At 62.7% G+C, this 22,571-nt stretch carries 18 protein-coding genes; 5 read left to right on the top strand and 13 right to left on the bottom strand.

What is annotated here, in order from left to right:
* Positions 1-63: 63 nt before the first annotated feature.
* Positions 64-1,005: a LysR family transcriptional regulator gene (locus ACOABP_RS30950; RefSeq protein WP_474230934.1), complete on the bottom strand. Its 942-nt coding sequence runs from the start codon at positions 1,003-1,005 to the stop codon at positions 64-66.
* A gap of 202 nt (positions 1,006-1,207) precedes the next feature.
* On the opposite strand from ACOABP_RS30950, the gene ACOABP_RS30955 reads away from it, so the two are divergent.
* Both ACOABP_RS30955 and ACOABP_RS30960 read left to right on the top strand, forming a co-directional pair.
* On the top strand, positions 1,208-2,353 hold the full coding sequence (locus ACOABP_RS30955; RefSeq protein ID WP_474230936.1) for a DSD1 family PLP-dependent enzyme: 1,146 nt from the start codon (positions 1,208-1,210) through the stop codon (positions 2,351-2,353).
* 167 nt (positions 2,354-2,520) lie between these two features.
* On the top strand, positions 2,521-3,762 hold the full coding sequence (locus tag ACOABP_RS30960) for a cystathionine gamma-synthase family protein (RefSeq protein WP_474230937.1): 1,242 nt from the start codon (positions 2,521-2,523) through the stop codon (positions 3,760-3,762).
* A 203-nt stretch (positions 3,763-3,965) separates the two neighbouring features.
* Here ACOABP_RS30960 and ACOABP_RS30965 read toward each other — a convergent pair whose 3' ends face one another.
* The 4 genes from ACOABP_RS30965 to ACOABP_RS30980 form a co-directional block, all read right to left on the bottom strand.
* Positions 3,966-5,537, bottom strand: a complete 1,572-nt coding sequence (locus tag ACOABP_RS30965; RefSeq protein ID WP_474230939.1) for a M20/M25/M40 family metallo-hydrolase — start codon at positions 5,535-5,537, stop codon at positions 3,966-3,968.
* Between the two features lie 153 nt (positions 5,538-5,690).
* Entirely contained in the window at positions 5,691-6,866 is a 1,176-nt protein-coding gene (locus tag ACOABP_RS30970) for a CaiB/BaiF CoA transferase family protein (RefSeq protein WP_474230941.1), read from the bottom strand.
* 23 nt (positions 6,867-6,889) lie between these two features.
* The gene (locus ACOABP_RS30975) at positions 6,890-7,879 is read right to left on the bottom strand and encodes a Bug family tripartite tricarboxylate transporter substrate binding protein (protein WP_474230942.1); all 990 of its coding nucleotides are present in this window, start codon (positions 7,877-7,879) and stop codon (positions 6,890-6,892) included.
* A gap of 64 nt (positions 7,880-7,943) precedes the next feature.
* Entirely contained in the window at positions 7,944-8,816 is an 873-nt protein-coding gene (locus ACOABP_RS30980) for a crotonase/enoyl-CoA hydratase family protein (RefSeq protein WP_474230944.1), read from the bottom strand.
* Between the two features lie 251 nt (positions 8,817-9,067).
* Between ACOABP_RS30980 and ACOABP_RS30985 the strand changes: the two genes are divergently transcribed.
* The gene (locus ACOABP_RS30985) at positions 9,068-10,174 is read left to right on the top strand and encodes an S-(hydroxymethyl)glutathione dehydrogenase/class III alcohol dehydrogenase (protein WP_474229164.1); all 1,107 of its coding nucleotides are present in this window, start codon (positions 9,068-9,070) and stop codon (positions 10,172-10,174) included.
* A 62-nt stretch (positions 10,175-10,236) separates the two neighbouring features.
* Here the strand turns inward: ACOABP_RS30985 and ACOABP_RS30990 are convergent, their stop codons facing one another.
* From ACOABP_RS30990 to ACOABP_RS31015, 6 genes are all read right to left on the bottom strand, one after another.
* The gene (locus ACOABP_RS30990; protein ID WP_474230946.1) at positions 10,237-11,235 is read right to left on the bottom strand and encodes a GlxA family transcriptional regulator; all 999 of its coding nucleotides are present in this window, start codon (positions 11,233-11,235) and stop codon (positions 10,237-10,239) included.
* An 80-nt stretch (positions 11,236-11,315) separates the two neighbouring features.
* Entirely contained in the window at positions 11,316-12,044 is a 729-nt protein-coding gene (locus ACOABP_RS30995; protein WP_474230948.1) for a GntR family transcriptional regulator, read from the bottom strand.
* A 112-nt stretch (positions 12,045-12,156) separates the two neighbouring features.
* Positions 12,157-12,720: a fumarate hydratase C-terminal domain-containing protein gene (locus ACOABP_RS31000; protein WP_474230950.1), complete on the bottom strand. Its 564-nt coding sequence runs from the start codon at positions 12,718-12,720 to the stop codon at positions 12,157-12,159.
* A gap of 12 nt (positions 12,721-12,732) precedes the next feature.
* Entirely contained in the window at positions 12,733-13,575 is an 843-nt protein-coding gene (locus ACOABP_RS31005) for a fumarate hydratase (protein WP_474230952.1), read from the bottom strand.
* Positions 13,576-13,580: 5 nt separating this feature from the next.
* Positions 13,581-14,750, bottom strand: coding sequence for a mandelate racemase/muconate lactonizing enzyme family protein (locus tag ACOABP_RS31010; RefSeq protein ID WP_474230954.1), 1,170 nt, complete (start codon positions 14,748-14,750; stop codon positions 13,581-13,583).
* 10 nt (positions 14,751-14,760) lie between these two features.
* Complete coding sequence (locus tag ACOABP_RS31015; protein WP_474230956.1) at positions 14,761-15,744, bottom strand: Bug family tripartite tricarboxylate transporter substrate binding protein; 984 nt, start codon at positions 15,742-15,744, stop codon at positions 14,761-14,763.
* Between the two features lie 264 nt (positions 15,745-16,008).
* Here ACOABP_RS31015 and ACOABP_RS31020 point away from each other — a divergent pair, with 264 nt between their 5' ends.
* Entirely contained in the window at positions 16,009-17,136 is a 1,128-nt protein-coding gene (locus tag ACOABP_RS31020) for an ATP-binding protein (RefSeq protein ID WP_474230958.1), read from the top strand.
* A gap of 88 nt (positions 17,137-17,224) precedes the next feature.
* Here the strand turns inward: ACOABP_RS31020 and ACOABP_RS31025 are convergent, their stop codons facing one another.
* Positions 17,225-18,571: an MFS transporter gene (locus ACOABP_RS31025; RefSeq protein WP_474230960.1), complete on the bottom strand. Its 1,347-nt coding sequence runs from the start codon at positions 18,569-18,571 to the stop codon at positions 17,225-17,227.
* A gap of 25 nt (positions 18,572-18,596) precedes the next feature.
* Positions 18,597-19,649, bottom strand: coding sequence for a lactonase family protein (locus ACOABP_RS31030; RefSeq protein ID WP_474230962.1), 1,053 nt, complete (start codon positions 19,647-19,649; stop codon positions 18,597-18,599).
* A 244-nt stretch (positions 19,650-19,893) separates the two neighbouring features.
* On the opposite strand from ACOABP_RS31030, the gene acnA reads away from it, so the two are divergent.
* Entirely contained in the window at positions 19,894-22,533 is a 2,640-nt protein-coding gene (acnA, locus tag ACOABP_RS31035; protein WP_474230963.1) for an aconitate hydratase AcnA, read from the top strand.
* Positions 22,534-22,571: the final 38 nt, after the last annotated feature.

The raw sequence follows: 22,571 nt of genomic DNA on the forward strand, positions 1-22,571 counted from the left end.
TCCCTACGCAACAACCTTGCGTAGTTGGAACGCAAACCGCTGCAATGCAGCCAAGGCCACGGATTACGTCGCCTGCCTGCCCGATCCCTGCTGCTTTTGTCCTCCCAAGGCCTCTTCGAAGAACTGCATGAGGGCTTGCACGCGTGCCGTCCGTCCACGCCGCCTCGGTACGAGCAGGGTCACCGGCGCGCTGTCGAACTCCCAGTCGGCCAGAACCCGTACAAGCCGCCCACGTGCGACCGCTTCGGTCGTGTCCCACTCCGAACGCAGCACCAGACCCAATCCCTGCTCCGCCCACTGGCGCGCAATACTCCCGTCGTTGCTGGTGTAGGCGGGGACCACACGAACGGTCTCGCGCGCAGATTGCCGTCGGCCAGCGCCGCTGTCAGCCCGTCGAAAGCGCCATAGGGTCACATCCTCATCGTTCTCACGAATACAGATGCAGGCGTGCGCGAGCAGGTCGCGCGGTTCGGCAGGCGTGCCGTGCCTGCGCAAATAGGCCGGACTGGCACACAACCAGCGCGCATTGGCCGCCAGCGTGCGGGCGACCCAGGATGAGTCCCGCACGGTACCAATGTGAATGACTGCATCTGAATCATGTCGATCCGGCCAGGGTGTCTCACGTAAATCGAGCTGCAGACGCAAATCCGGATGGGCCTGGGCGAAGCGAGCCAGCAGCGGCGCAATATGGTGTCGTCCATAGCCGAAGGGTGCGGCGATACGCAAGGTTCCCGTCAGTCGGCTGTCCTCACGCCGGAAAGACTCCGGCAGCGCTTCCAGTTGCGCCAGCAGGGCCGAACCCTCGCGCGCAAGGCGTTCCCCCTCCGGGGTCAGGCTCAACCGCCGCGCCGTGCGGGTAGCAAGCGCCAGCCCCAGGGTCGCTTCCAGCTTGCGAAGACGCGCCGACAAGGCCGGAGGCGTCACATTCAGGGCGCGTGCCGCCGCACTGAGCGAAGGCGACTGCGCCAACGCTTCGACCAGCCGGAGGTCCTCGATCTGGATCATTCACTTCAGCTTAACGATTGATGTTCTCAAATTTAACCACAAGCCGCCCTATCGTTCGTACATTAAGGGCCTCGGCCAGCCGTTCGTCTCGGCGCAAGTTGCCAGGCAACAAGAGGCAACCGATTGCGAGCGGCCTGCGCGACGATGTGCTGACGCTGAACGCCAAGGGCCAATTTCTGGACTGAAGACAAACAGAGACGATATGACAAGCCACCCCCAATCCCTTGCGAGCGTCGACACGCCAGCGGCGATCATCGACACGCAGCGCATGCAACATAACATCCACTGCATGCAGAGGCGCATGGATGCGCTGGGTGTGCGCTTTCGCCCGCACGTCAAAACGACCAAGTGCTCCCCCGTCGTCAAGGCACAGATTTCGGCGGGCGCCAGCGGCATCACGGTTTCCACGCTCAAGGAGGCCACGCAATTCTTTGACGACGGCATCACGGATATCCTCTATGCCGTGGGGATGGTGGCCAACAAACTGCCGCAGGCGTTGGCGCTGCGCCGCCGAGGCTGCGATCTCAAGATCCTGACGGACAGTGTGGATTCCGCCCGCGCCATCGTTGCCTTCGGCGCCGAGCACGGCGAGATGTTCGAAGTCTGGATCGAAATCGACACCGATGGTCATCGCTCCGGCATCCTGCCGGATGAACCGGCATTGCTCGACGTTGCAACCATTTTGCATGAAGGCGGCGCGTGTCTGGGTGGTGTGATGACCCACGCTGGGTCGAGCTATGAACTCAATACCCGCGAGGCACTTGTCGCGATGGCCGAACAGGAGCGATCCGGGTGCGTGCGGGCTGCCGAGCGCCTGCGGCAAGCCGGCCTGCCGTGCCCGGTGGTGAGCGTCGGGTCGACGCCTACGGCCCTCAGCGCAGAGAACCTGCAGGGCGTGACCGAAGTGCGCGCGGGCGTCTATGTCTTCTTCGACCTCGTGATGCACAACGTCGGCGTTTGCTCGACCGAGGACATCGCGCTCAGTGTGCTGACCACCGTGATCGGGCACCAGGCCGAAAAAGGGTGGGCTATCGTCGACGCGGGCTGGATGGCCATGAGTCGCGACCGTGGCACGCAGAAGCAACAACGCGACTTCGGCTATGGTCTGGTGTGCGGCATCGATGGCGCGGTGATTCCAGGGTACTTCCTTGGCGGCGCGAACCAGGAGCACGGCATCCTGTCGCGCGATGGCGCCCCGGACACCGACATCGCCGCGCGCTTCCCGGTCGGAACCCTACTGCGCATCCTGCCCAACCACGCCTGTGCCACCGGCGCGCAGTTTCCTGCTTACCAGGCTCTTGACAAGGAAGGCGGAATCACGGAATGGAGCCGCTTGCATGGCTGGTAATCGGGGGGCCCGCCTGGCGGTCACTACAGCCACACCTCCGTCGACAACGGCACGGGCCAGGCTTACGCCCCAGCCGCCACGGCCGATCCACGGTGCATAGGGCTTTCGCAGAGTAAGGGTTAGCAGCGATAATCGGGCAACTCTGATCGAATCAAAAGGCACAAGGAATGGACAAGCAAGGCTTCACTACCGCCATCGTTCATGGCGACAGGACCACAGGTACCGAGCATGGTGGCGTTCACCAGCCGATTCATACCTCCGTGCAGTTTGGTTTCGATCGCGTCGAGGATCTGATCGGTGTATTCCAGGGCACCAGGAAGGGCGGATTCAACTACGCGCGGCAGGGGACACCTACGACCGCCGCCCTCGAGCGCAAGATCACCAAGCTGGAGGAAGGCGCCGGGACAATCTGCTTCAGCACCGGCATGGCCGCGATCACGGCCACGTTTCTCACGCTCTTGCGCGCGGGAGATCATCTCGTTGCAAGCCGTTACGTGTTCGGCAACACCAACAGCCTGTTCGGGACCCTCCGTACGCTTGGCATCGACGTGACGACGGTCGATGCATGCAACGTCGAAGACGTGAAGCAGGCAATCCGACCGAACACCCGCATGGTGTTCGTCGAGACCATCGCGAATCCGGGCACACAGATTCCCGATCTGGTTGGCATCGGCAACGTGTGCCGCGAGCGCGGTATCGCCTATGTCGTCGATAACACGATTACCTCGCCCGCCCTGTTCAAGCCAAAGGCGGTCGGCGCAAGCCTCGTTATCAACTCGCTGACGAAGACGATCGCCGGCCATGGCACCGCGCTTGGGGGCGCCGTAACCGACACCGGCCTGTTCGACTGGAGCGCGTATCCGAACATTGCCGATGAATATCGGCGCTCGGCGGCACAGGAACAGGGCCTTCTGCAGATTCGCAAGAAGGGGCTGCGCGACATGGGCGCGGCCTTGTCGTCCGAGCAGGCCCATACGATTGCCACTGGGGCGGAAACGCTCGCGCTGCGCGTGAAGCAAAGCAGCGATAACGCGCTGGCACTCGCCCAATTCCTGGAGGGACACAAGGCTATCGGCAAGGTGTTCTATCCTGGCCTGAAGAGCCACCCCCAATATGAGATCGCGCAATCGCTGTTTTCTGGCGCGTCATGGCTCCTGTCGTTCGAACTTCTGAACGCGGACCGCATGATTGACGTCGTCAACACGCTGAAGCTGCCGATCAAGGCGACCGGCCTCGGCGACACGCGTACGCTCATCATTCCCGTGGCGCCCACGATTTTCTTTGAAGCCGGCCCCGAGACCCGCAAGGCAATGGGAATTTCCGATGGCATGCTGCGACTGTCGGCCGGTATCGAGGATATCGATGACCTGATCGCCGACTTCTCGCAAGCGCTGAAACTCGCCGCGTAGCACTGGCTGGAGGCGTTCTCGACCTCCGGTCATCGATCACCTCGCAGCCAACCACGGGCTCGGTGCCCAAATGTTAGTGGAATGGGGCGACGCGGCAAGCGCCGCCCTTGACCACTTGAACCTCGGTGCACTTGGCGAAGTGACCATGCGTGCAATCCCGCGCCCGATCAGTCCCTGAACGAAGCGCGGCGCGACTTACCGGCTTACCTGAAGGGCGTCTGCAAGATGCCCATGACAGTCTGAATGCCATCGCGGTAATTGCCAAGCCGCATGTTCTCGTCAAAGCTGTGCTGATTGTTGTCGGCATTGACCAGCGGCACGATCACGAACGGCGACTTGAGCGCCTGCACTGCAGCGCCCGTGGGGACGGTTCCCCCCATCATCCGGATCTGCACGGGCGCCTTCCCGTAGGTATCGTGCATCACACCCTGCAGCCATTTGCTGATCGGCGCTTCCAGATCGGTGCGTGCGGCCGAACTGGAGGCGGACACTTCGCCGGCCGTAAGCGATGCCAGCTTCGGATAGCGCGCCCGCTCTTCCGCCGTCGGCTCGCCGTTCACCAGGTGGTAGCCCTGCTTCTCGATATGCTTGCGCAGCAGCGCCACCAGCGACTCGGGCGGCGTCTCCGGTACCGTACGCAGATCGATGTCGGCGATGGCGACTTCCGGAATGATGGTCCGCGCCTTGGGGCCGACGTCGCCCGCCACGATGCCGCGCACGTTCAGGCTCGGATACTGCATCGCCTCCTGGTAATTGGCGCCAACCTTTTCCGTGCTGGCGATGCCCAGCCGGCGCTTGAGCGCCGCTTCGTCGTCCGGCACCGCGGCCATGATCTTGCGGGCACGCTCATCGAATTTCACCGGCGTGTAGTAGCCCGGGATGGTCACACGGCCATTGTCGTCCTTCATCGACGCCAACAGGCTCGCCATGCGCTGCACCGGATTGGCGGAATAGTTGCCGTAGTGCCCGCTGTGCAGCCCCTGGCTTGCACCGAAGACTTTCAGCTGCACGAGCTGGATGCCCCGATTGCCAAATACCAGCGTCGGCTGGTTGCTCTGGTGCATCGGGCCGTCGAAGATGACCATGCCATCATTTCGCAGCAGCGCAAGATTCTGCGCAATGACCTGTCCCAGCGAGGGCGAGCCCTTTTCCTCCTCGGAATCGAGCAGCACCTTGATGTTCACGCCCGGCTCCACGCCGGCCGCCTTGAGCGCATCGAAGGCTGCCAGGAACATCACGATCGGCCCCTTGTCGTCCGATGAAGACCGCGCGAACAAGCGCCACTCGGGATCTACCTGCCCCCCGTACAGTTTGTCCAGCGGCAAGGTCTCCCACTTGCCATCGGCAGCGCGCGCCTTGAGCGTGGCTTCCCATGGACTCTTCTGTGCCCACTGGGACGGCGTCACGGACTGTCCATCCAGATGCATGTAGAACAGCACGGTCTTGCGCGGCCCGGCCCCAGGCGCGGTATACTCGGCGTACATCATCGGCTTGTCGCCATTTGCAAGCGCCTGCGCCTGGAAGCCGCGCCGCGAGAACGCCTTGGTGAGCCAGTCCACGTTCTTCTGGATATCGGCCGGCACGGTCGCATCATTGGGAATCGCCAGCAGTTCTACCCATTCGCGATAGCTCGCCGCCGCCGCGCGCCCCGCCGACTGCTCAAGCTGTGTGCGGTCCAGCGTGGCGGCGCCCACCCCTGTCCCGTACGCCAGGATGAGCGACGCGACAAGTGCCAGTCTGCGGGAACGATGGTGAATTGCCGATGGGGTGCGCATGTCCTTTTCTCTCTTCGTTGTATGACGACATGCATTATGGCGGCAGATTCGGCGAACAAAAAGGCCTTGTGCCCTGTGATCTGCCCCTGTGGATGTGCCCACGTGTACATACCGCTCCACAGGGGCGTTGCTGCACGGGTGTCCAGGCGCCGTTTAGCCGCCTTGACAGGAAACCTCGGCACGGATCGCAGCGCCATGCTGGTCCAGGTCGGGTAGCGTCGCATCAAGGTGCGGCGTCTGATCGATCGTTACGGGCAACGCGGGCATTCGCAGCATCCGATTTCCCGGGCTCGATACGCTGACCAGTCGCTCCGGGGTGTGCGTCTCGGCCTGGCGCATGGCCCCCCCAAGATCGCGCACAACGCCGCTGACGACACCAGCCTCATTCAACAAGACACATGCCTGCTCGGCACTCACCTTCGACATCGCATCGGCCAGCACCTGCCGCAACGCCGCCCGGTTCGCCACACGCGCGGCGTTGTCGCGGAAGCGCGGGTCCTGGGCGAGGTCTGGTTTTCCGATGCACTGGCACAGGCGCGCGAAGTGCTCCTGCAGGTAGGCCGACAGCACGATCTGGCCTTGCGCGGTGCCGACCACATCGGCCGCTGGCGCCAGTGCAGGTTGCCCATTGCCACACCGCGACGGCATGGTGTCGTAAAGCTGGTGTTCGGCCCACTGCTGGCTCAGGGCGTCGGTCGCCACGTCGATCAGCGATACCATGACGTGGGCGCCCTGCCCGCTCACGCTACGCCGTACCAGTGCAGCAAGCACCCCGGTAGCCAACGTTCGACCGGCCAGGACGTCGACGATCGTGAAGCCGACCCGTGTGGGATCTGCATGAGCGTCGCCATTCATGCTCATCATGCCGCTTTCCGCCTGTGCCGCGATATCGAGTCCGGGCCGGGAAGCCGCCGGGCCGCTGTGACCGAAGCCGTTCACCGACGCGTAGATCAGTTTGGGAAACTGCTCACGCAACTGGCTGGCGCCTAGCCCGTACTTTTCCATGACGCCGGGACGTGCGTTCTGCAGCAGGACATCCGCGTCTTGCACCAGCGCCAGCGCTACGCCACGATCCTTGGCATCACGCAGATCGAGCACGATGGAGCGCTTTCCACGGTTGTAGGCCGAGAACATCGGCCCGCACGCATCCGCCTGCCAACCGGAGCGGCGGCTGGCATCGCCCCCCGGCGGCTCCACCTTGATCACGTCCGCCCCAAGGTCAGCCAGGATCTGCCCGGCGGATGGCGCCGCAATGAACTGACCGAAGTCGATCACGCGCAGGCCCGCCAGCGCGGCGGGCTCCTGACCACCAGTTTTCGAAGATTGCATCGTTGTCCGCTTCCTTTTTAGGCTTACTCCGGCTTCACGCCGGCCGTCTCGGCGATGTGATGCCAGGCCACTGTGTCGTCTGCAACCACCTTGCGGAACTGCGCCGGTGTGAGTGCCGGGGATACCGGCACATTCAGCGCCGTCAGACGTTCACGAAAGGCTGGAGTGGCGATGGCACGCAGCACCTCCTGGTTGAGCCGGTCCACCAGTGCCTTGGGCGCACCAGCGGGCGCAAACAAGCCATACCAGCTTGTGGTCGGAAACGGGTAGCCCTGTTCGCCCATGGTCGGCACATCAGGAAACTGGGGCAGCCGGCTGGTGCCGCTGACCGCGAGCGGGACCAGCCGGCCGGCCTTGACCAGTCCGATCTGCGAGCTGACATCGACCCACCCCACCGGCAACGTGCCGGCTTGCACGTCGGTTGCCACGGCGGCTGTGCCCTTGTAAGGCGCATGGGTCATGCTGATGTTCGCCTTCTTCAGGAAGGTCTCCATCGTGAGATGCCCGCCCGAGCCCATGCCCCACGACCCATAGCTCATCTGGCCCGGCCGCTGCTTCGCATAGTCCACCAACTCCTTGAGGTTATGCACCGGCACCTTGGGCGAGGCGACAAGCAGGTTGCCGAAGCTGCCAATCTGGGCGATGGCTTCAAAGCGCTTCAGCGGATCGGGGGCACGCGTGTACAACGACGGGTTGACGACCATGGCGCCGGCATATGTAAACAGCAGCGTGTAGCCGTCAGGCGCGGCGGCAGCAACGGTTTCGCTGGCAATCAGGCCGTTGGCGCCCGGTTTGTTCTCGACCACGAATGGCTTGCCAAATACCGTGCCGAGCTGTTCGGCAAGCACCCGCGCCAGTGCGTCGGTGCCGCCTGCCGCCGCGCTGGCCACCACCAATCGCACCGGCCGATTGGGCCAGCCAGCCGGCTCCTGTGCCCAGGACAGCGACGAAACCGTCGATGCCAGTGTCAGCGCCACCAAGGCGCCCAATCCATGTCTACGATTGCCGTTCATCCTCTGTCTCCTGTCTTGTCTTGTTGACTTATGGTCTGGAATGCTTGCCGTGAGGCGATAGCGCTTATTCGAAGGGCGGCTCCCCGCGCCAGTCAAAGAAGTCCGGCATGGCCGCCGATACGCGGTCGGGGAACGTCGCTGGCCGCTTTTCCAGAAAGCTTGCAATGCCCTCCCTGGCATCGTCCGAGCGACCGCGCGATTGCAGTGCCCGGCTGTCGAGCTTGTGTGCGTCCATCGGATGGGCGGCCCCGGCCATTCGCCAGATCATCTGGCGCGCCATCGCGACCGACACCGGCGCCGCGTTGTCGGCAATTTCCCGCGCCAGGGCTTGCGCGGCCGGCAACAGTTCGTCCGGCGCGTGCAGGGATCGCACAAGGCCGCGCTCCAGCGCCTCTTCAGCAGAAAACACGCGCCCCGAGAAACACCATTCGAGCGCGGTGGAAATACCCACCACGCGAGGCAGGAACCATGACGACGCCGCCTCGGGCGTAATGCCGCGCCGCGCGAAGACCAGGCCGAACTTCGCCGCAGTGGACGCCATGCGGATGTCCATCGGCAGTTGCATCGTCACGCCCACGCCCACGGCCGCACCGTTGATGGCCCCGATGACCGGTTTCAGGCTTCGGAAAATTCGGGTCGTCACGCGCCCCCCGTTGTCGCGCCGCACCGTCCCGGCCTCGGTGCCATAGCGCTTTTCGTAGTCAAACGTGGCACCGCCCGTCGACAGGTCGGCGCCTGCACAAAAGGCCTTCCCGGCACCCGTCACGATGACCACGCGCACCGCATCGTCTGCATCGGTCGCGTCGAACGCCGAGATCAACTCGTCCGCCATCTGAAAATTGAAGGCGTTCATCTTCTCGGGACGATGCAACGTAATGGTGGCGATCCCATTTGCCACGTTGTATTGGAGGGTGTCGAACGCAGGGCTTGTCGTCATGGGCGGAAGGCGCCAGGGCCGTCGGGTTGTCGGTGCCATTGACACTAGCAAGCCCTGTTCTGCGCCTGCGACAACTGTTTCGCTATCTTGAACGGTCCCGGCAGGGCGTAGTCAGGGTGCGGTGTGACCGTGGGCCGTCCTTTTCCGGCCATGAATGGTCCGGAATCGGACAAGCGTTCAGCCCTGGCCAGCCAAGGCTGGGGGCGTTGCCTACCATTGCGGCACATTTCAACGCCTGTGAAGACCAAACCATGAAGACCAAAGCCGCCATCGCCTGGAAAGCCGGCGCCCCGCTCACCGTCGAGGAAGTGGATCTCGACGGCCCGCGTGCCGGTGAAGTCCTCGTCGAAATCAAGGCCACTGGCATCTGCCACACCGACTACTACACGCTGTCCGGCGCCGACCCCGAAGGCATCTTCCCGGCCATCCTGGGCCACGAGGGCGCGGGCATCGTTACCGACGTGGGCCCGGGCGTGACCTCGTTGAAGCCCGGCGACCACGTGATTCCCCTCTACACCCCGGAATGCCGCCAGTGCAAGTTCTGCCTGTCGCGCAAGACCAACCTGTGCCAGGCCATCCGCTCGACTCAGGGCAAGGGCCTGATGCCGGACGGCACGTCGCGCTTCTCGATCGACGGCAAGCCGATCTATCACTACATGGGCACGTCGACGTTCGCCAACCACATCGTGGTGCCGGAAATCGCGCTGGCCAAGATCCGTCCGGACGCGCCGTTCGACAAGGTCTGCTACATCGGCTGCGGCGTGACCACGGGCGTGGGCGCGGTGCTGTTCACGGCCAAGGTGGAAGCCGGTGCCAACGTGGTGGTGTTCGGCCTGGGCGGCATCGGCCTGAACGTGATCCAGGCGGCCAAGATGGTGGGCGCCGACAAGATCATCGGCGTGGACCTGAACCCGGGCCGCGAAGCCATGGCACGCAAGTTCGGCATGACCCACTTCATCAATCCGAAGGACGTCGAGAACGTGGTGGACCACATCGTGCAACTGACCGATGGCGGCGCCGACTACTCGTTCGAGTGCATCGGCAATACGCAGGTCATGCGCCAGGCGCTGGAGTGCTGCCACAAGGGCTGGGGCAAGTCGATCATCATCGGCGTGGCCGAGGCCGGCGCGGAGATCTCGACGCGGCCGTTCCAGCTGGTGACAGGCCGCGAGTGGAAGGGTTCGGCCTTCGGCGGCGCACGCGGCCGCACCGACGTGCCCAAGATCGTCGACTGGTACATGGAAGGCAAGCTGAACATCGACGACCTGATCACGCACACGCTGCCGCTCGACCGCATCAACGAGGGCTTCGACCTGATGAAGCGCGGCGAGTCGATCCGCTCCGTGGTCCTGTACTGAGACGGCCTATTCGTTCACAGGCTGCCCGACGACTGGCTACCGCCGGCGTCGGGCACAGCGGGTCAGGCTTCGATACCGCTTTGTACCCCGGTGCCCGCGAAACGCTCCCGATAGGCACTCGGAGATATGCCGAACCGCCTTTGAAACGCGCGGCGAAGCGTAACCTCCGAAGCAAAACCACATTGGGCCGCCACCCGCTTGAGGGGGAAATCGGTCTCTTCCAGCACGCGTCTGGCGGCGGCGATCCGGCATTGCTCCACATAGTCCGACGGCGACTGGCCCACCTCACGCTGGAATACGCGAGAAAAATTCCTCAAGCTCATTGCCGCGCGCTCAGCCAGGGCTGCGATGGACAAATCCGCATCCGGGGCGTCGTTGATATATGCCTGAATCTGACGGATCGTGGGATTGCTCGTCATTTGACTCTGTAAATGCGAGCTGAACTGGGATTGGCCGCCAGGACGCTTAAGGTAGACGACCAGGTCACGCGCCACTGCAAGGGCGATGTCGCGACCCAAGTCGTCCTCCACCATTGCGAGCATCAGGTCGAAGACAGCGGTGACGCCTGCCGACGTCCATATATCACCATCCCTGACAAAAATTGCATCCGCATCGACCTCGATGTCCGGATAGCGCTGCTGCATCAGCTCCGCCACACTCCAGTGGGTCGCGGCGCGCCGGCCGCTCAGCAACCCGGCTTCTGCCAGAAAGAAGCTCGCCGAGCACAGACCCACCACCTTCCTGGCGCGACGGCCACAATCCCGGAACCACTCCACGATCGGCGCCGCCGACTCCAGTGCGCCCAGGATGTCGCGGGAACCCACGACTACCGCAACGTCAGGTATCGCGAGCGGGCTGAGTGTTTTGTCAGGCTGCAACGAGATGAGGGTATCCGACTGAACCGCCTCCGCCCGCGCGGCAACCAGCCGCAGGTCGTAGAAGGCGGGCCGGTTCAACTGCCGCAACCTTGTGTTCGCGTAATCGAAGACGTTGATGGCACCCACCGCTTCAATCGCTTTGAAGCCGGGGTAGATGATGATGTCGACTGTGGTGGCGCTCATTTGCAACTTGAATATCTTGTTGCGCAAGTGTCGCACACCCGGCCGGACAACTACCGCGAACTCCAACGGTACGTATCGTGTCAGCCGGTCGTCGGCGTCCGATGCATCCAGAACGTGAAGCGAAACTTGTCCGCCGGGTAGGTATTGACCGTAATGAGAAACGGCCGCTTCGCATCATCCTGATAGGTGCGGGTAATTTCGAGCCCCGCAACACCGGGCTCAACCAGCAATCGCCGCGCCATCTCGCCTGTAATGGTCGTGGCACCGATGGTCTGCTTGATATCCGCGACAGTGACACCCACGGTCTGCTCGATAATCTGGCTAAGCAGCCCGGAGCCGTTCGGCACAAGAGGAGCAATTCGCTGGCCGATGTCGGGCTCGACATAGGCGTCGTTCCAGCAGAGCGGCGTACCTTCGCTGTCCATCTCGGTGCGCAGCGTCCGAATCCTCAACCAGGTCGCTCCCGGCTTGCACTCCAGGGCTGCCGCCAATTGCTCGTCCGCCACGACATTCGCCACACTGAGGACCTCCCGCTCGGTATGGCTGGCGTAGTTCACCAGATCCTCAATCGTGTTGACGGATCTTGTATAGGTGTTGGAGGTGGTATTCGAGCAAACGACCGTCCCCGCACGGCGGCGACGCGTGATCAAACCCAGGCCCTCGACGATATCGAGTGCAGCACGGACCGTGGTGCGGCTGACGTCATACTGCCCTGCGAGCGCCACTTCGCTTGGCAGTTGGTCTCCAACAGCGAATGTTCCCTCTGTGATGCCCTTTACAAGGGTATTTGCCAGTTCTGTATAACGCACTGTTCAATCGGTCCCAAAACAGGCGAGCCCAAGTGCACGCCCGGCTCAATATAAAGAATGCCGGGCGGGCGCCCGGGCTTCGACAGGCGCTATCGTACACAAAGTCCGGCTATCAGCTGCTCAACAGCTGCCTGAAGCGCGCCACTTCCTCTTCATACATATCCCGGCCCTGCGCGTCGTTGGTAACCAGCAAAGGAAAGTCCTCGATGACAAGACGCTGGACGGCCTCTGTCTTCAAGTCTTCGTACGCGATGATTTCGGCAGACTTGATGCAGGAGAACAGCGTTGCCGAAATGCCGCCAATTGCGGAGAAGCAGACGGCGGTGTTGGCTTTGCATGACGCCCGGATGGCGTCGCCCCGGTCTCCCTTGCCGATCGCACCCTTTACGCCATAGTCGAACAGCACCGTCGCATAGGGATCCATGCGATAGGCCGACGTCGGCGCTACCACGCCAATGACGTGGCCCGGCTTGGCGGGCCCCGGGCCGCCATAGAACACTACTTGCCCCTTGAGGTCGACCGGTAAAGGCTCGCCGCGCGCCAACGTATCGACGAAACGTTTGTGGGCGGCGTCACGGGCCATGTAAATGGTGCCTGACAGGAGTACTTCATCACCAATGTTGAGTTTGCGAATGGCCTCGTCAGTCAGAGGCGTGGTGAGTCGATGCGTTGCCATGGTCACCCCTCCTCAGATCACCGCGGTGGCACGACGGCCGGCGTGGCATTGGATGTTCACGGCTACCGGCAACGCCGTAATGTGGCAAGCGTAGGTCTCGACCGAGACCCAGAGCGCCGTGTTGACTCCGCCATAACCTTGCGGCCCGATCCCGGTCTTGTTGATGGCATCGAGAAGCTCGGCTTCCAGCTTCGCCACATGCGGCTCCTTGTGGTGCACGCCAATGTCCCGCAGGATCGCCTTCTTCGCGATGGCTGTGACCTTGTCGAAACTGCCACCGATACCCACGCCAACGGTCAGCGGTGGACATGCGGCACCACCCGCAGCTTCAATCGCCGACAGGACAAACTGCTTGACGCCTTCCGCCCCTTCGCCCGGAAGCAGAAACTTCATCGTGCTCCAGTTTTCGCTGCCACCGCCCTTGGGAACCACGGTGACTTCAATGTTGTCGCCTGGGACGATTTCCGTATGGACGACCGCCGGCGTGTTGTCGTTGCTGTTCACGCGAAGAAGCGGGTCCGAGACGACGGATTTGCGCATGTAGCCATCGGCATACCCCTTGCGTACGCCCGCCTGAATGGCATCTTCGTAGTGCCCGCCGACGATATGCACATCCTGGCCGACTTCCACGAAGACAATTGCCAGTCCGGTGTCGTGGCAATACGAGACATCGTTTTCCCGCGCGATGCGGTCGTTGTCGATCAGTTTCATGAGCACCGACTTGCCCAGCGGAGAGACTTCCTTCTCGGCGGCCTTGTGGAAGCTCTCCACCAGGTTGTCGGGCAAACGGTGGCAAGCATCGATGCACAACTGGGCGACGGCATCGGTCAGTGTGTCTACGTGAATCTCTCTCATGATATTCAGGATTGAAGTGAAGCCAGTTCTTGCCACAGTTCGGATTTGCCTTCGAACCCGAAGCCAGGAAGCGACGGGAGCGCGACGGAACCACCCGCAATGCGGGTATCGCCGCCAAAGCCACCGAGCGGCTGGAAGATGTCCGGATAGACCTCGCAGCCTCCCAGGCCAAGGCCGGCCACCACGTGCAGGGCCAGGAGTTGGCCGCCATGTGGAAAGGCGAAGCGCCGCGAATAGCCCCGCTGTTCCATTTCATGGAGCATGTGAAGGTATCCGGTGACCCCGTACGACAGCCCCGAGTCCATCTGGAAGATATCCAGATCACGACGCATGCCGCCAAACAGGACAAGGTTCTTGACGTCCTGCGAGGAGAACAGGTTTTCGCCGGTAGCCAGCGCTCCTTGATAGTGACGCGCCAACTCTGCATTGCTGGCGTAGTCGAGCGGATCGCACGGTTCCTCGTACCACATCAGGGAGAACTCGCGCATGGCGTTGCCGTAAGAAATCGCCTGCTCTACGTCGAAGCGGCCATTGGCGTCCACGGCGACACGCGCACCCTCACCGGCCTTCCGGGCCGCATCGACAGCGGCCTGCACACGCTCCAGGTCCTGGCCCAGCGGTGCGCCGCCAATCTTGATCTTGAAGCGCTCAAAGCCGCGGGAGATATGCCGCTCGATCTCCCGGCGTAACCCCAGCACATCTTCGCCGGGGTAGTAGTAGCCGCCAGCGGCATAGACGCCAATACGTGCATCGGCCTCACGGCCGCAATGGCGGGCAATGGCCACGGCCGCCGGGACGTCGTCCAGCTTGGCCAGCAAGTCCCAGGCTGCCAGCTCCAGCGCAGCGGCCGCATGCGCGCGGTCACCATGGCCACCCGGCTTTTCATTCTGCATGGCACAGCGCAGGATTTTCGCCGGCGACAGACGCCCGTCGTCGCCTAGCAGCGATTCCGGCTCCGCTTTCAGCAATCGAGGAATCATCCGCCCCCCGAGAATGCCCTCCTGGTCGTAGCGACCAATGGAGTCGAACGCGTAACCCACCACCGGGCGGCCGTTGCGGATCTGGTCAGACACCATCGCGACCAGTGAGACGGTGTGCTCGGAAAAATTGACGAGGGCGTTGGCGATGTTGCTCTGCAAGCGCAGTGGCTTGTGGAAGATGTTGACGATACGCATTGCGCTGTCCTCAGTAGTCCTCGACCTTGACGTTGGAGTCCTGAACAATCTTCTTCCAGCGAGCGACCTCATCCGTCAGGTAGGCGGTGAACTGTTCGGCCGTTTTCTCTGCCGGGGGCGTCATCGCGAGTTCCTTCATCTTTTGCTGGAATTCGGGCGTCCGGTAGATTTCCGTCAGCGTTTTGTTCAGGAGGTTGACGACGTCCCTGGGCGTGTTCTTCGGCGCAACCAGTCCGAAGAAGGCGACCGTCGAGAGCGCCGGGAATCCGGACTCTGCAAGCGTCGGGACGTCAGGCAGATAGGCGGAGCGCTGCTTGTCCACCACCGCGATGGCCTTCATCTGGCCCGACTTGATGTTCGTGTAGATGGCAGGAAGCGAATCCGATGTCACCGGAATCATCCCGCTGATGACTTGCGTCTTCGACTCCGAACTGCCTTTGAAGGGCACGTGAACCAGAGGGAAGCCCAGTTCCTTCTTCAGGAGCTCCATGGTCAGATGCTGGGTGGAGCCATTGCCAGCGGAGCCATACGACATATCGCTTGTCTTGGCCTGCTTCACCAGATCAGCGAAGGTGTTGATGCCCGACTTCGGAGACACCGCGATGATCTGTGGCGTCGTGGCGGTTTCCGCGATCCCTGTGAAGTCGCGCACCGGGTCGTACTGCATCGTCCGGGGATATAGCGCCGGCGCGATCGCGTAGGGGCCGGTACTCGTCATGAGTAGCGTGTAGCCGTCAGCCTTGGCCTTTGCAACGAACGCCGTCCCAATCCGGCCGCCGCCCCCGCCCTTGTTCTCCACGACGAACGGCTGCTTCAGCCGCTCCGCCAACTCCTTGCCAAGAAGGCGTGCAATGATGTCCCCGGTCTGCCCTGCCGCAAACGGCACAACGATGGTGACAGGTGCCGATGGCCATGCGCTGGCGGCATTGGCCGAGGGCAATGCCGCACTAATAAACAGGCCGACTGCGGCCAGAAGCAGTCTCCGCTTCTTCATGTGTCTCCTCCATGGGGTATTTTATTAGTACCTACCATTTAATTGGTACGGTCCAATAGTAGGGAAGAGTTTCTGCTCAGTCAAGCTGTTGTGCGAGGACGGCGCAAGCGCGCCATGCGCTCATTTCCCCGCCGCACTAGCAGCGTATAAGGCACTTTTTACAAAAATTGCTCGGCGACGACCGAGGATGACGTCGCTGGGCGCCCTGCACCGCAGCCGTGCGGTATCATCCGGCTTCATCACTCGTGAAACCTTTCATTTCCGATGAAACCTCATGAAACCGCGGATTCGGATCCCTGGCACTTTCCCCGTCCGGATCTCGCCCACACCTATCTTCAGGCTTTCGATCTGAAGCTCTCGTCGGCCCGCGGTCTGTTTGCGCGACGTCGGATGGGAAAAACCGAGTTCCTGCGCCGCGACTTGTTGCCCGCTGCGGTGGAACGCGGTTATCTCGTCGCCTATACGAATCTCTGGGATAACCGTTCCTCACCGGACGCCGCCCTGGTTGCAGCGCTGGCGGAGGCTTTGGAGCCGCAGGGCGTGAAGGCCATCGTGGCCAGGCTGGCAAAGCCCGTACGCAAGGTCAAGGTCGGCGCAAAACTGCCAGGGGGCGCGGAAGGATCCCTGGAAGCCGACCTCGCCGCCCCCTCCGACCGTTCGATGGCGCTCCGCGAAGTCCTGAAACAGCTGGACAAGCAGAAGCGCCCGCTGCTACTGGTCATCGACGAAGCGCAAGTCCTCGCAAGCGCCAACCATGCGGACTTTGCACACGCGTTGCGCGCTGCCCTGGACATCCGCAAGGAACGCATCAAGGTGATCTTTGCCGGCAGTTCCGAGACAACGCTACGCGAGATGTTTGCACGCGCTTCGGAGCCGTTCTACAACTGGGCGGCGCTCGAGCCTTTTCCTCTGCTGGGGGACGAATTTGTCGAGTTCACCGTCAAGCTCCTGAACACCATGGCCCGGAAGACGCTCACGTTGCAGCAAGGCAAGCACGCGTTTTCCGAACTGCACCATACGCCCGAGTTCTTCAAGCGGTTCGTCGAGCGGTACATGCTCTATCAGGTGCAGGGTGAAGCCAGCGCGTTGGAGCACACCAAAGCTTCGGTATTCTCCGACGAGCACTTTTTCAAGCAGTGGTCAACGCTCATTCCCGCCGATCAGGCAATCATTACGCTGATCGCCCGAGGCGAATCGGATCTCCACGGCGTCGCCGGCCTGGCCAGGCTTTCTGAACTGCTTGAGAAGACCGCGACCAAGAATACAGTCGCGCAGGCGCTTCGTCGCCTGCAGGCAACCAATGCGGTCACCCGCCTTGGAATTGGCGACTACCGCATTGAGGACGAGGCGTTTGCGGAATGGATCCGACGCAAGTCGACCGGGCGGCGATAAAGCGCGGCAGTGCTTCAGCCATTCGTGCCTGGCCAGCGCGCCTTCCGGAATCGACCTCGGCTTCCTGCTGCCGGGCTTGACGGGGTGACTATTGGCGGTGGCTCGTACGGTGACGAATCGGCGCCGGCGCAAGGTCTTCTTCGCGGTGCTCGGTGATACGGATGAAGAAGGTCATGAGGAACGAGATCACGAGCAAACCCGCGAGGAACAACAGGCCTGTCGAGGCACTATGCGTCTGGCCCTTGATGTAGCCGATCGCAAACGGTCCGGCGAATCCCCCGAGGTTTCCGATCGAATTGATCACGGCGATCGAGACGGCCGCTGTCGAGCGACTCAGGAACAGCGTGGGCAATGCCCAGAACGGAGACTTGAACGCGTAGAGACCCGCCAGGCTCAGGCTGATCAACGCAATGGCGGCATAGGGATTGCCGACCATGCCCGCACCAACCAGCGAGACGGCCGCCAGGGCCAGGGGCAGCGCCGAGTGAAGCCGGCGTTCATTGCGGCGATCGGAACTGCGCGACCATAGGATCATCACCACCGTGGCAAACAGGTACGGCGCCATCGCGATCACGCCCACCTGTGTATGCGTGAGCGAGGAAGAGAACCCGGCAATGATCTGCGGCATCCAGTAGCCGACCCCCAGGCTGCCGCACTGGTAGACAAAGTAGATGAACGCCAGGTACAGCACCTTGGGGCTCTGCATGACCTTGAGCGTGCTCAGGTGCACTGCCTGCGGACGCGCCTTGCGGTCGCGCTCCAGTTCGTCCGTCAGCCATTGCTTCTCATCGGCCGTCAGCCAGCGGGCATCGGCAGGACGATCGGTCAGGTACAGGTAGCAGAGCACGCCACCGATCACGGCCGGGGCGCCTTCGAGCAACAGCATCCAGCGCCATCCGCTCCACGCAAGCCAATGCACGTTATCCATGATCCAGGTGCTAAGCGGTGCGCCGATGATGTACGACACCGGGATCGCCGCCGTGAACAGCGCCACGGTTGTTGCCAGCTCCTTTGCCCGGAACCAGTAGGTCAGGTAGACGATGATGCCGGGAAAGAAACCCGCCTCGGCCACGCCCAGGAGAAAGCGCAGCACGTAAAGTTGCTGCGCGTTCTGCACGAATGCGCTGACCACGGCGATGGCACCCCACGACACCAGGATTCTCGCGATCCACCGCCGCGCGCCGAAGCGGTTCAGCATCACGTTGCTGGGCACCTCGAACAGAAAATAGCCGATAAAGAAGATGCCCGAGACAAAGCCAAAGGCTTCGCTGGACAGCGCCAGTTCCTTGTTCATCTGGAGGGCCGCGTAACCGATATTGGCGCGATCCAGATACGAAATGATGTAGAGGACAAAGACAAACGGGATGATGCGCCAGGTGATCTTTCTGACCGTGGCGCGTTCGTCGACTTCGGGGCGGGCGTTGGTTTGCTGCATGGCGTGCGCTACCGGTGAGTGCCGATCAGGCGGAGAAGACCATGCAGACGGGGCTGCCCGATTGCACGCTGAAGCCGGTGGGCTTGAGGCGCCCGGTAGCTTGATCGATGTGCATCGCGACGATCGAATCGCTATCCTCGTTCAACACATACATGTGCCGTCCGTTGGGCGCCGACGCAAAGAAGCGCGGCGTCTTGCCTTGCGATGGCGCCGCCTCGACAAGGCGCAGGTGGCCCGTGGCAGGGTCGATCTGGAACACGGCGATACTGTCGTAGCCGCGGTTCGACGCATAGACAAAGCGACCCGTGCGATCCACTTCGATCTCCGAAGCGCGGCTGTTGCCCGTAAAGGTGTCGGGCAGGCTTGAAACAATCTGCAGCGGCTTCAACGCGCCGGTTCCCGCATCGTAGGCATACGTGGTCACCGTCGAATCCAGTTCGTTGACGACGTAGCCGAACTTCCCGTTCGGATGAAAGGCGATATGGCGCGGGCCGGCGGTTTCGCGCGACTCGACGAATGCAGGTTCGGCCGGCGTCAGCTTGCCGCCGGCAAAGCGGAACGTGAATGTACGGTCCAGCCCCTTGTCCGGCACCACCACGAACTGACCACTCGGGTCAAACGGGTTGAAGTGGGGCTTGGCCTGCTTCTGCTCCACGCGATGCGGACCAATCGGGCCATCGAGCTTGACCAGTTGCGTCAGTTCTCCCAGGGATCCGTCGGCTTGCAACGGCAGCACCGCCAGGCTTGCGCCGATATGGTTCGACACGACGATAAACTTGCCGGTCGGGTCGATGGCCAGGTGCACCGGGTTCTTGCCCTGCGTGCTCTGGCGATTGATGAATTCCAGTTTCCCGCTGGTTTTGTCCACAGCGAAGGCGCTGATATCGCTCAAGTCGCCATGTACCGTGTACAGGCGCTCCCCGTTCGCGCTCAGCGCCAGGAACGAAGGATTGACAAGGTCTTTCACAAGCTGGGTGAGTTCCAGCGCGCCCGTTTCGGTGTCCACACGGAACACGCTGATGCCGTCACCTCGGGCGTTGCGTTCACGGGTGGTTCTCGAGCCTACGTATGCGTACATCTTCTTTCCTTTCAGGGATGTCTTGCCCCCGATGCCTGCGGCGACTGCCGTCGATACGGGCCATCCAACCGCCGATACCGCAGACATGACAACGGCCCCGCCGAGAAGACGGCGGCGTTGGACATTGAGTGCCGGATCGGCACGCTCAGGGGATGCGTTCACAGAGATGTCTCCTCGTTATCCGTGGATGATTGGGGTTTCCACTTGATTGCATTTTGACGTAAACACATGCAAAGTAAAGCCTATGGAAAACACCTACACCCCCGCCGAAGGCCAGTTAAGTGCCGCTAACGGCTCTTACCGCTATGTCGACCTGCCTGGCATGCTGGGCGATACGCTGGCGCGCCTGCCCGTCGTCTTGCGGCTGCTGCTGGAAAACGTGACCCGGAACATGGCGGGCGAAGAGCGCTCGGAGGCCATCCAGGGCATCGTCGCGTGGCTGGAGACAGGCAGCAGCGAATCGGAAATTGCATTCCAGCCGGGCCGCGTGTTGATGCACGACACGACCAGCACCCCCGCCCTGGTGGACATTGCGGCCATGCGCGACGCGCTCGCGGAAGCCGGCGCGGACCCGACGTTGCTCAACCCGGTATTGCCCGTCGACTCATCGGTTGATCACTCGCTGGCGGTGGAAGCGTTTGCACGGCCAGAGGCCGCGATCGAAAACCTGAAGATCGAAAGCCAGCGCAATGCGGAGCGCTACAGCTTCCTGCGCTGGGCGTCGAAGGCCTTGCAAGGGGTGCGGATTCACCCTCCGGGCACCGGCATCATGCATACGATCAACCTGGAGCAGCTCGCTACCGTGGTCACGACGCAGGAGCGGGACGGCCAGGTATGGGCGGTACCCGACACGCTGATCGGCACGGACAGCCATACGCCGATGATCAACGGCATCGGGGTGCTCGGGTGGGGCGTTGGCGGCCTGGAAGCGCAAACCGTGATGTTCGGCATGCCGGTGATGCAGCGCATTCCCGATGTCATCGGCGTGCGACTGACCCACGCGCTACAGCCTGGCGTACTGGCTACGGACCTCGCCCTGACGGTCACCCAACGGCTTCGGGCAATCGGTGTCTCGGGGGAATTCGTTGAGTTCTTTGGTCCCGGGGTCTCGACCTTGACCGCCGGCGACCGGTCGGTGGTGGCCAACATGGCGCCCGAGTACGGCGCCACCACCGGCTACTTTCCCATTGATGCGCAAACGCTCACCTACCTGGCATCGACAGGACGCTCGCCTGCCGCCATCGAGCTGACCCGCGCGTACGCCCAGAAAGCTGGCTTGTGGTTCGACCCGGAGGCCACGCCTCGCTACACGCACACGATCGAGATCGACCTCGCCAACATCGGCATGCATATCGCCGGTCCACGTCGGCCGCAAGACCTGCTGTCCTATACGGACACGGCCAAGGCGCTGGCGGAGTTTCCAGTCACGACCGATGCACCACACCCGGACATGCCACGCTATCCGGTTGGGATCGCTGCGATCACGAGTTGCACCAACACGTCCGATCCCGCGCTCCTGGTAGCGGTTGGCCTGGTCGCCCGAAAGGCCCGGGCACGCGGACTCACCGTCGCACCGTGGATCAAGACGTCGCTGGCTCCGGGATCGCCTGCAGCGGCCGACTACCTGCAGCGCAGTGGATTGCTCGATGACCTGTCGGCGGTCGGCTTCGACATTGTCGGCTTCGGGTGCACCACTTGCATTGGCAACTCGGGGCCGCTGACCCCGGCGATTCGCGAGGCCATCTCGCAAGGAACGGCATGGCCGGTCGCCATGCTCTCTGGCAATCGCAATTTTCCTGGCCGCATTCATCCGGACCTGAATCTGGGCTTCATCATGTCGCCGCCACTCGTGGTGGCGTTTGCCCTCGCTGGCGACGCCGAACGCGACCTCGGCACGCAGCCGGTGCAGACCGCACCCGATGGATCGGACGTTTACCTCAAGGATTTGTGGCCGACCCGTGAAGAAATCGCCGAGTCGCTCGCGGCAGGCGCCAACCCGGAAGACTATCGTCGGGCCTTCGCGATAGCATCAAAGAATCCCGTGTGGGCGACCCTTCCCTCTCCCGATGCCGCGCGCTACCCCTGGAATCCAGCCTCGACAGCGTTGCGACGCCCGCCATTTGCCGCGCTGGATCAGGGCTCGCAACTGGGCGAATACGAAGCGTGGCCCTTGCTGGTGCTGGGCGATGACGTGACAACCGACCACATCTCCCCGGCAAGCGCCATCCCGAAAGACAGCTTCGTGGCCGACTTCCTGGTCAGTCGCGGCGACGACCGTAACGACCTGAACGTGTTCGCTTCGCGGCGCGGCAACTGGGAGGTCATGATCCGCGCGGCCTTCTATAACAAGACGCTCGTGAACCTGCTCAAGCCCGGCGCGCCGACGGCCAATACCGTGCACGTCCCGAGTGGCGAGGTGGCGCCGATCTTCGAAGTGGCCCAGCGCTACCACGCCGAAGGCGAGTCTGTTGTCCTGATTGCCGGCGAGCGCTATGGCACCGGCTCGTCCCGGGACTGGGCGGCCAAGGGGCAGCGCCTGCTCGGGATCCGTTCGGTGATTGCGGTAAGCTTCGAGAGAATCCACCGTTCCAACCTGATCGGCATGGGCATTCTGCCGCTGCGTCTGCCCGCCGGCGTCAATCCCCAGACCCTGGCGATCCAGCAAGGCGACAGGATCCATGTGGGCGCGGATGCGCAGGCACTCAGGCCTCGGGGCAAGGTGCCGGTGCGTATCGTCCGCCGGGATGGGACCGTGGAAGCATTTGAAGCCACTGCGGCTGTAGAGACCCGCCTTGAGGTCGAATTGCTGCAACGCGGAGGCGTCATTCCATCGATTCTCCAGAAGACGCTGGCCCAGCTTGATACGGACGCCCCGACGGCATAAGCCTCGTCCGCGTTTGCAGTGCGCGTTGGCCGGCGCCA

Source organism: Cupriavidus sp. HE11 (genome assembly GCF_056097175.1).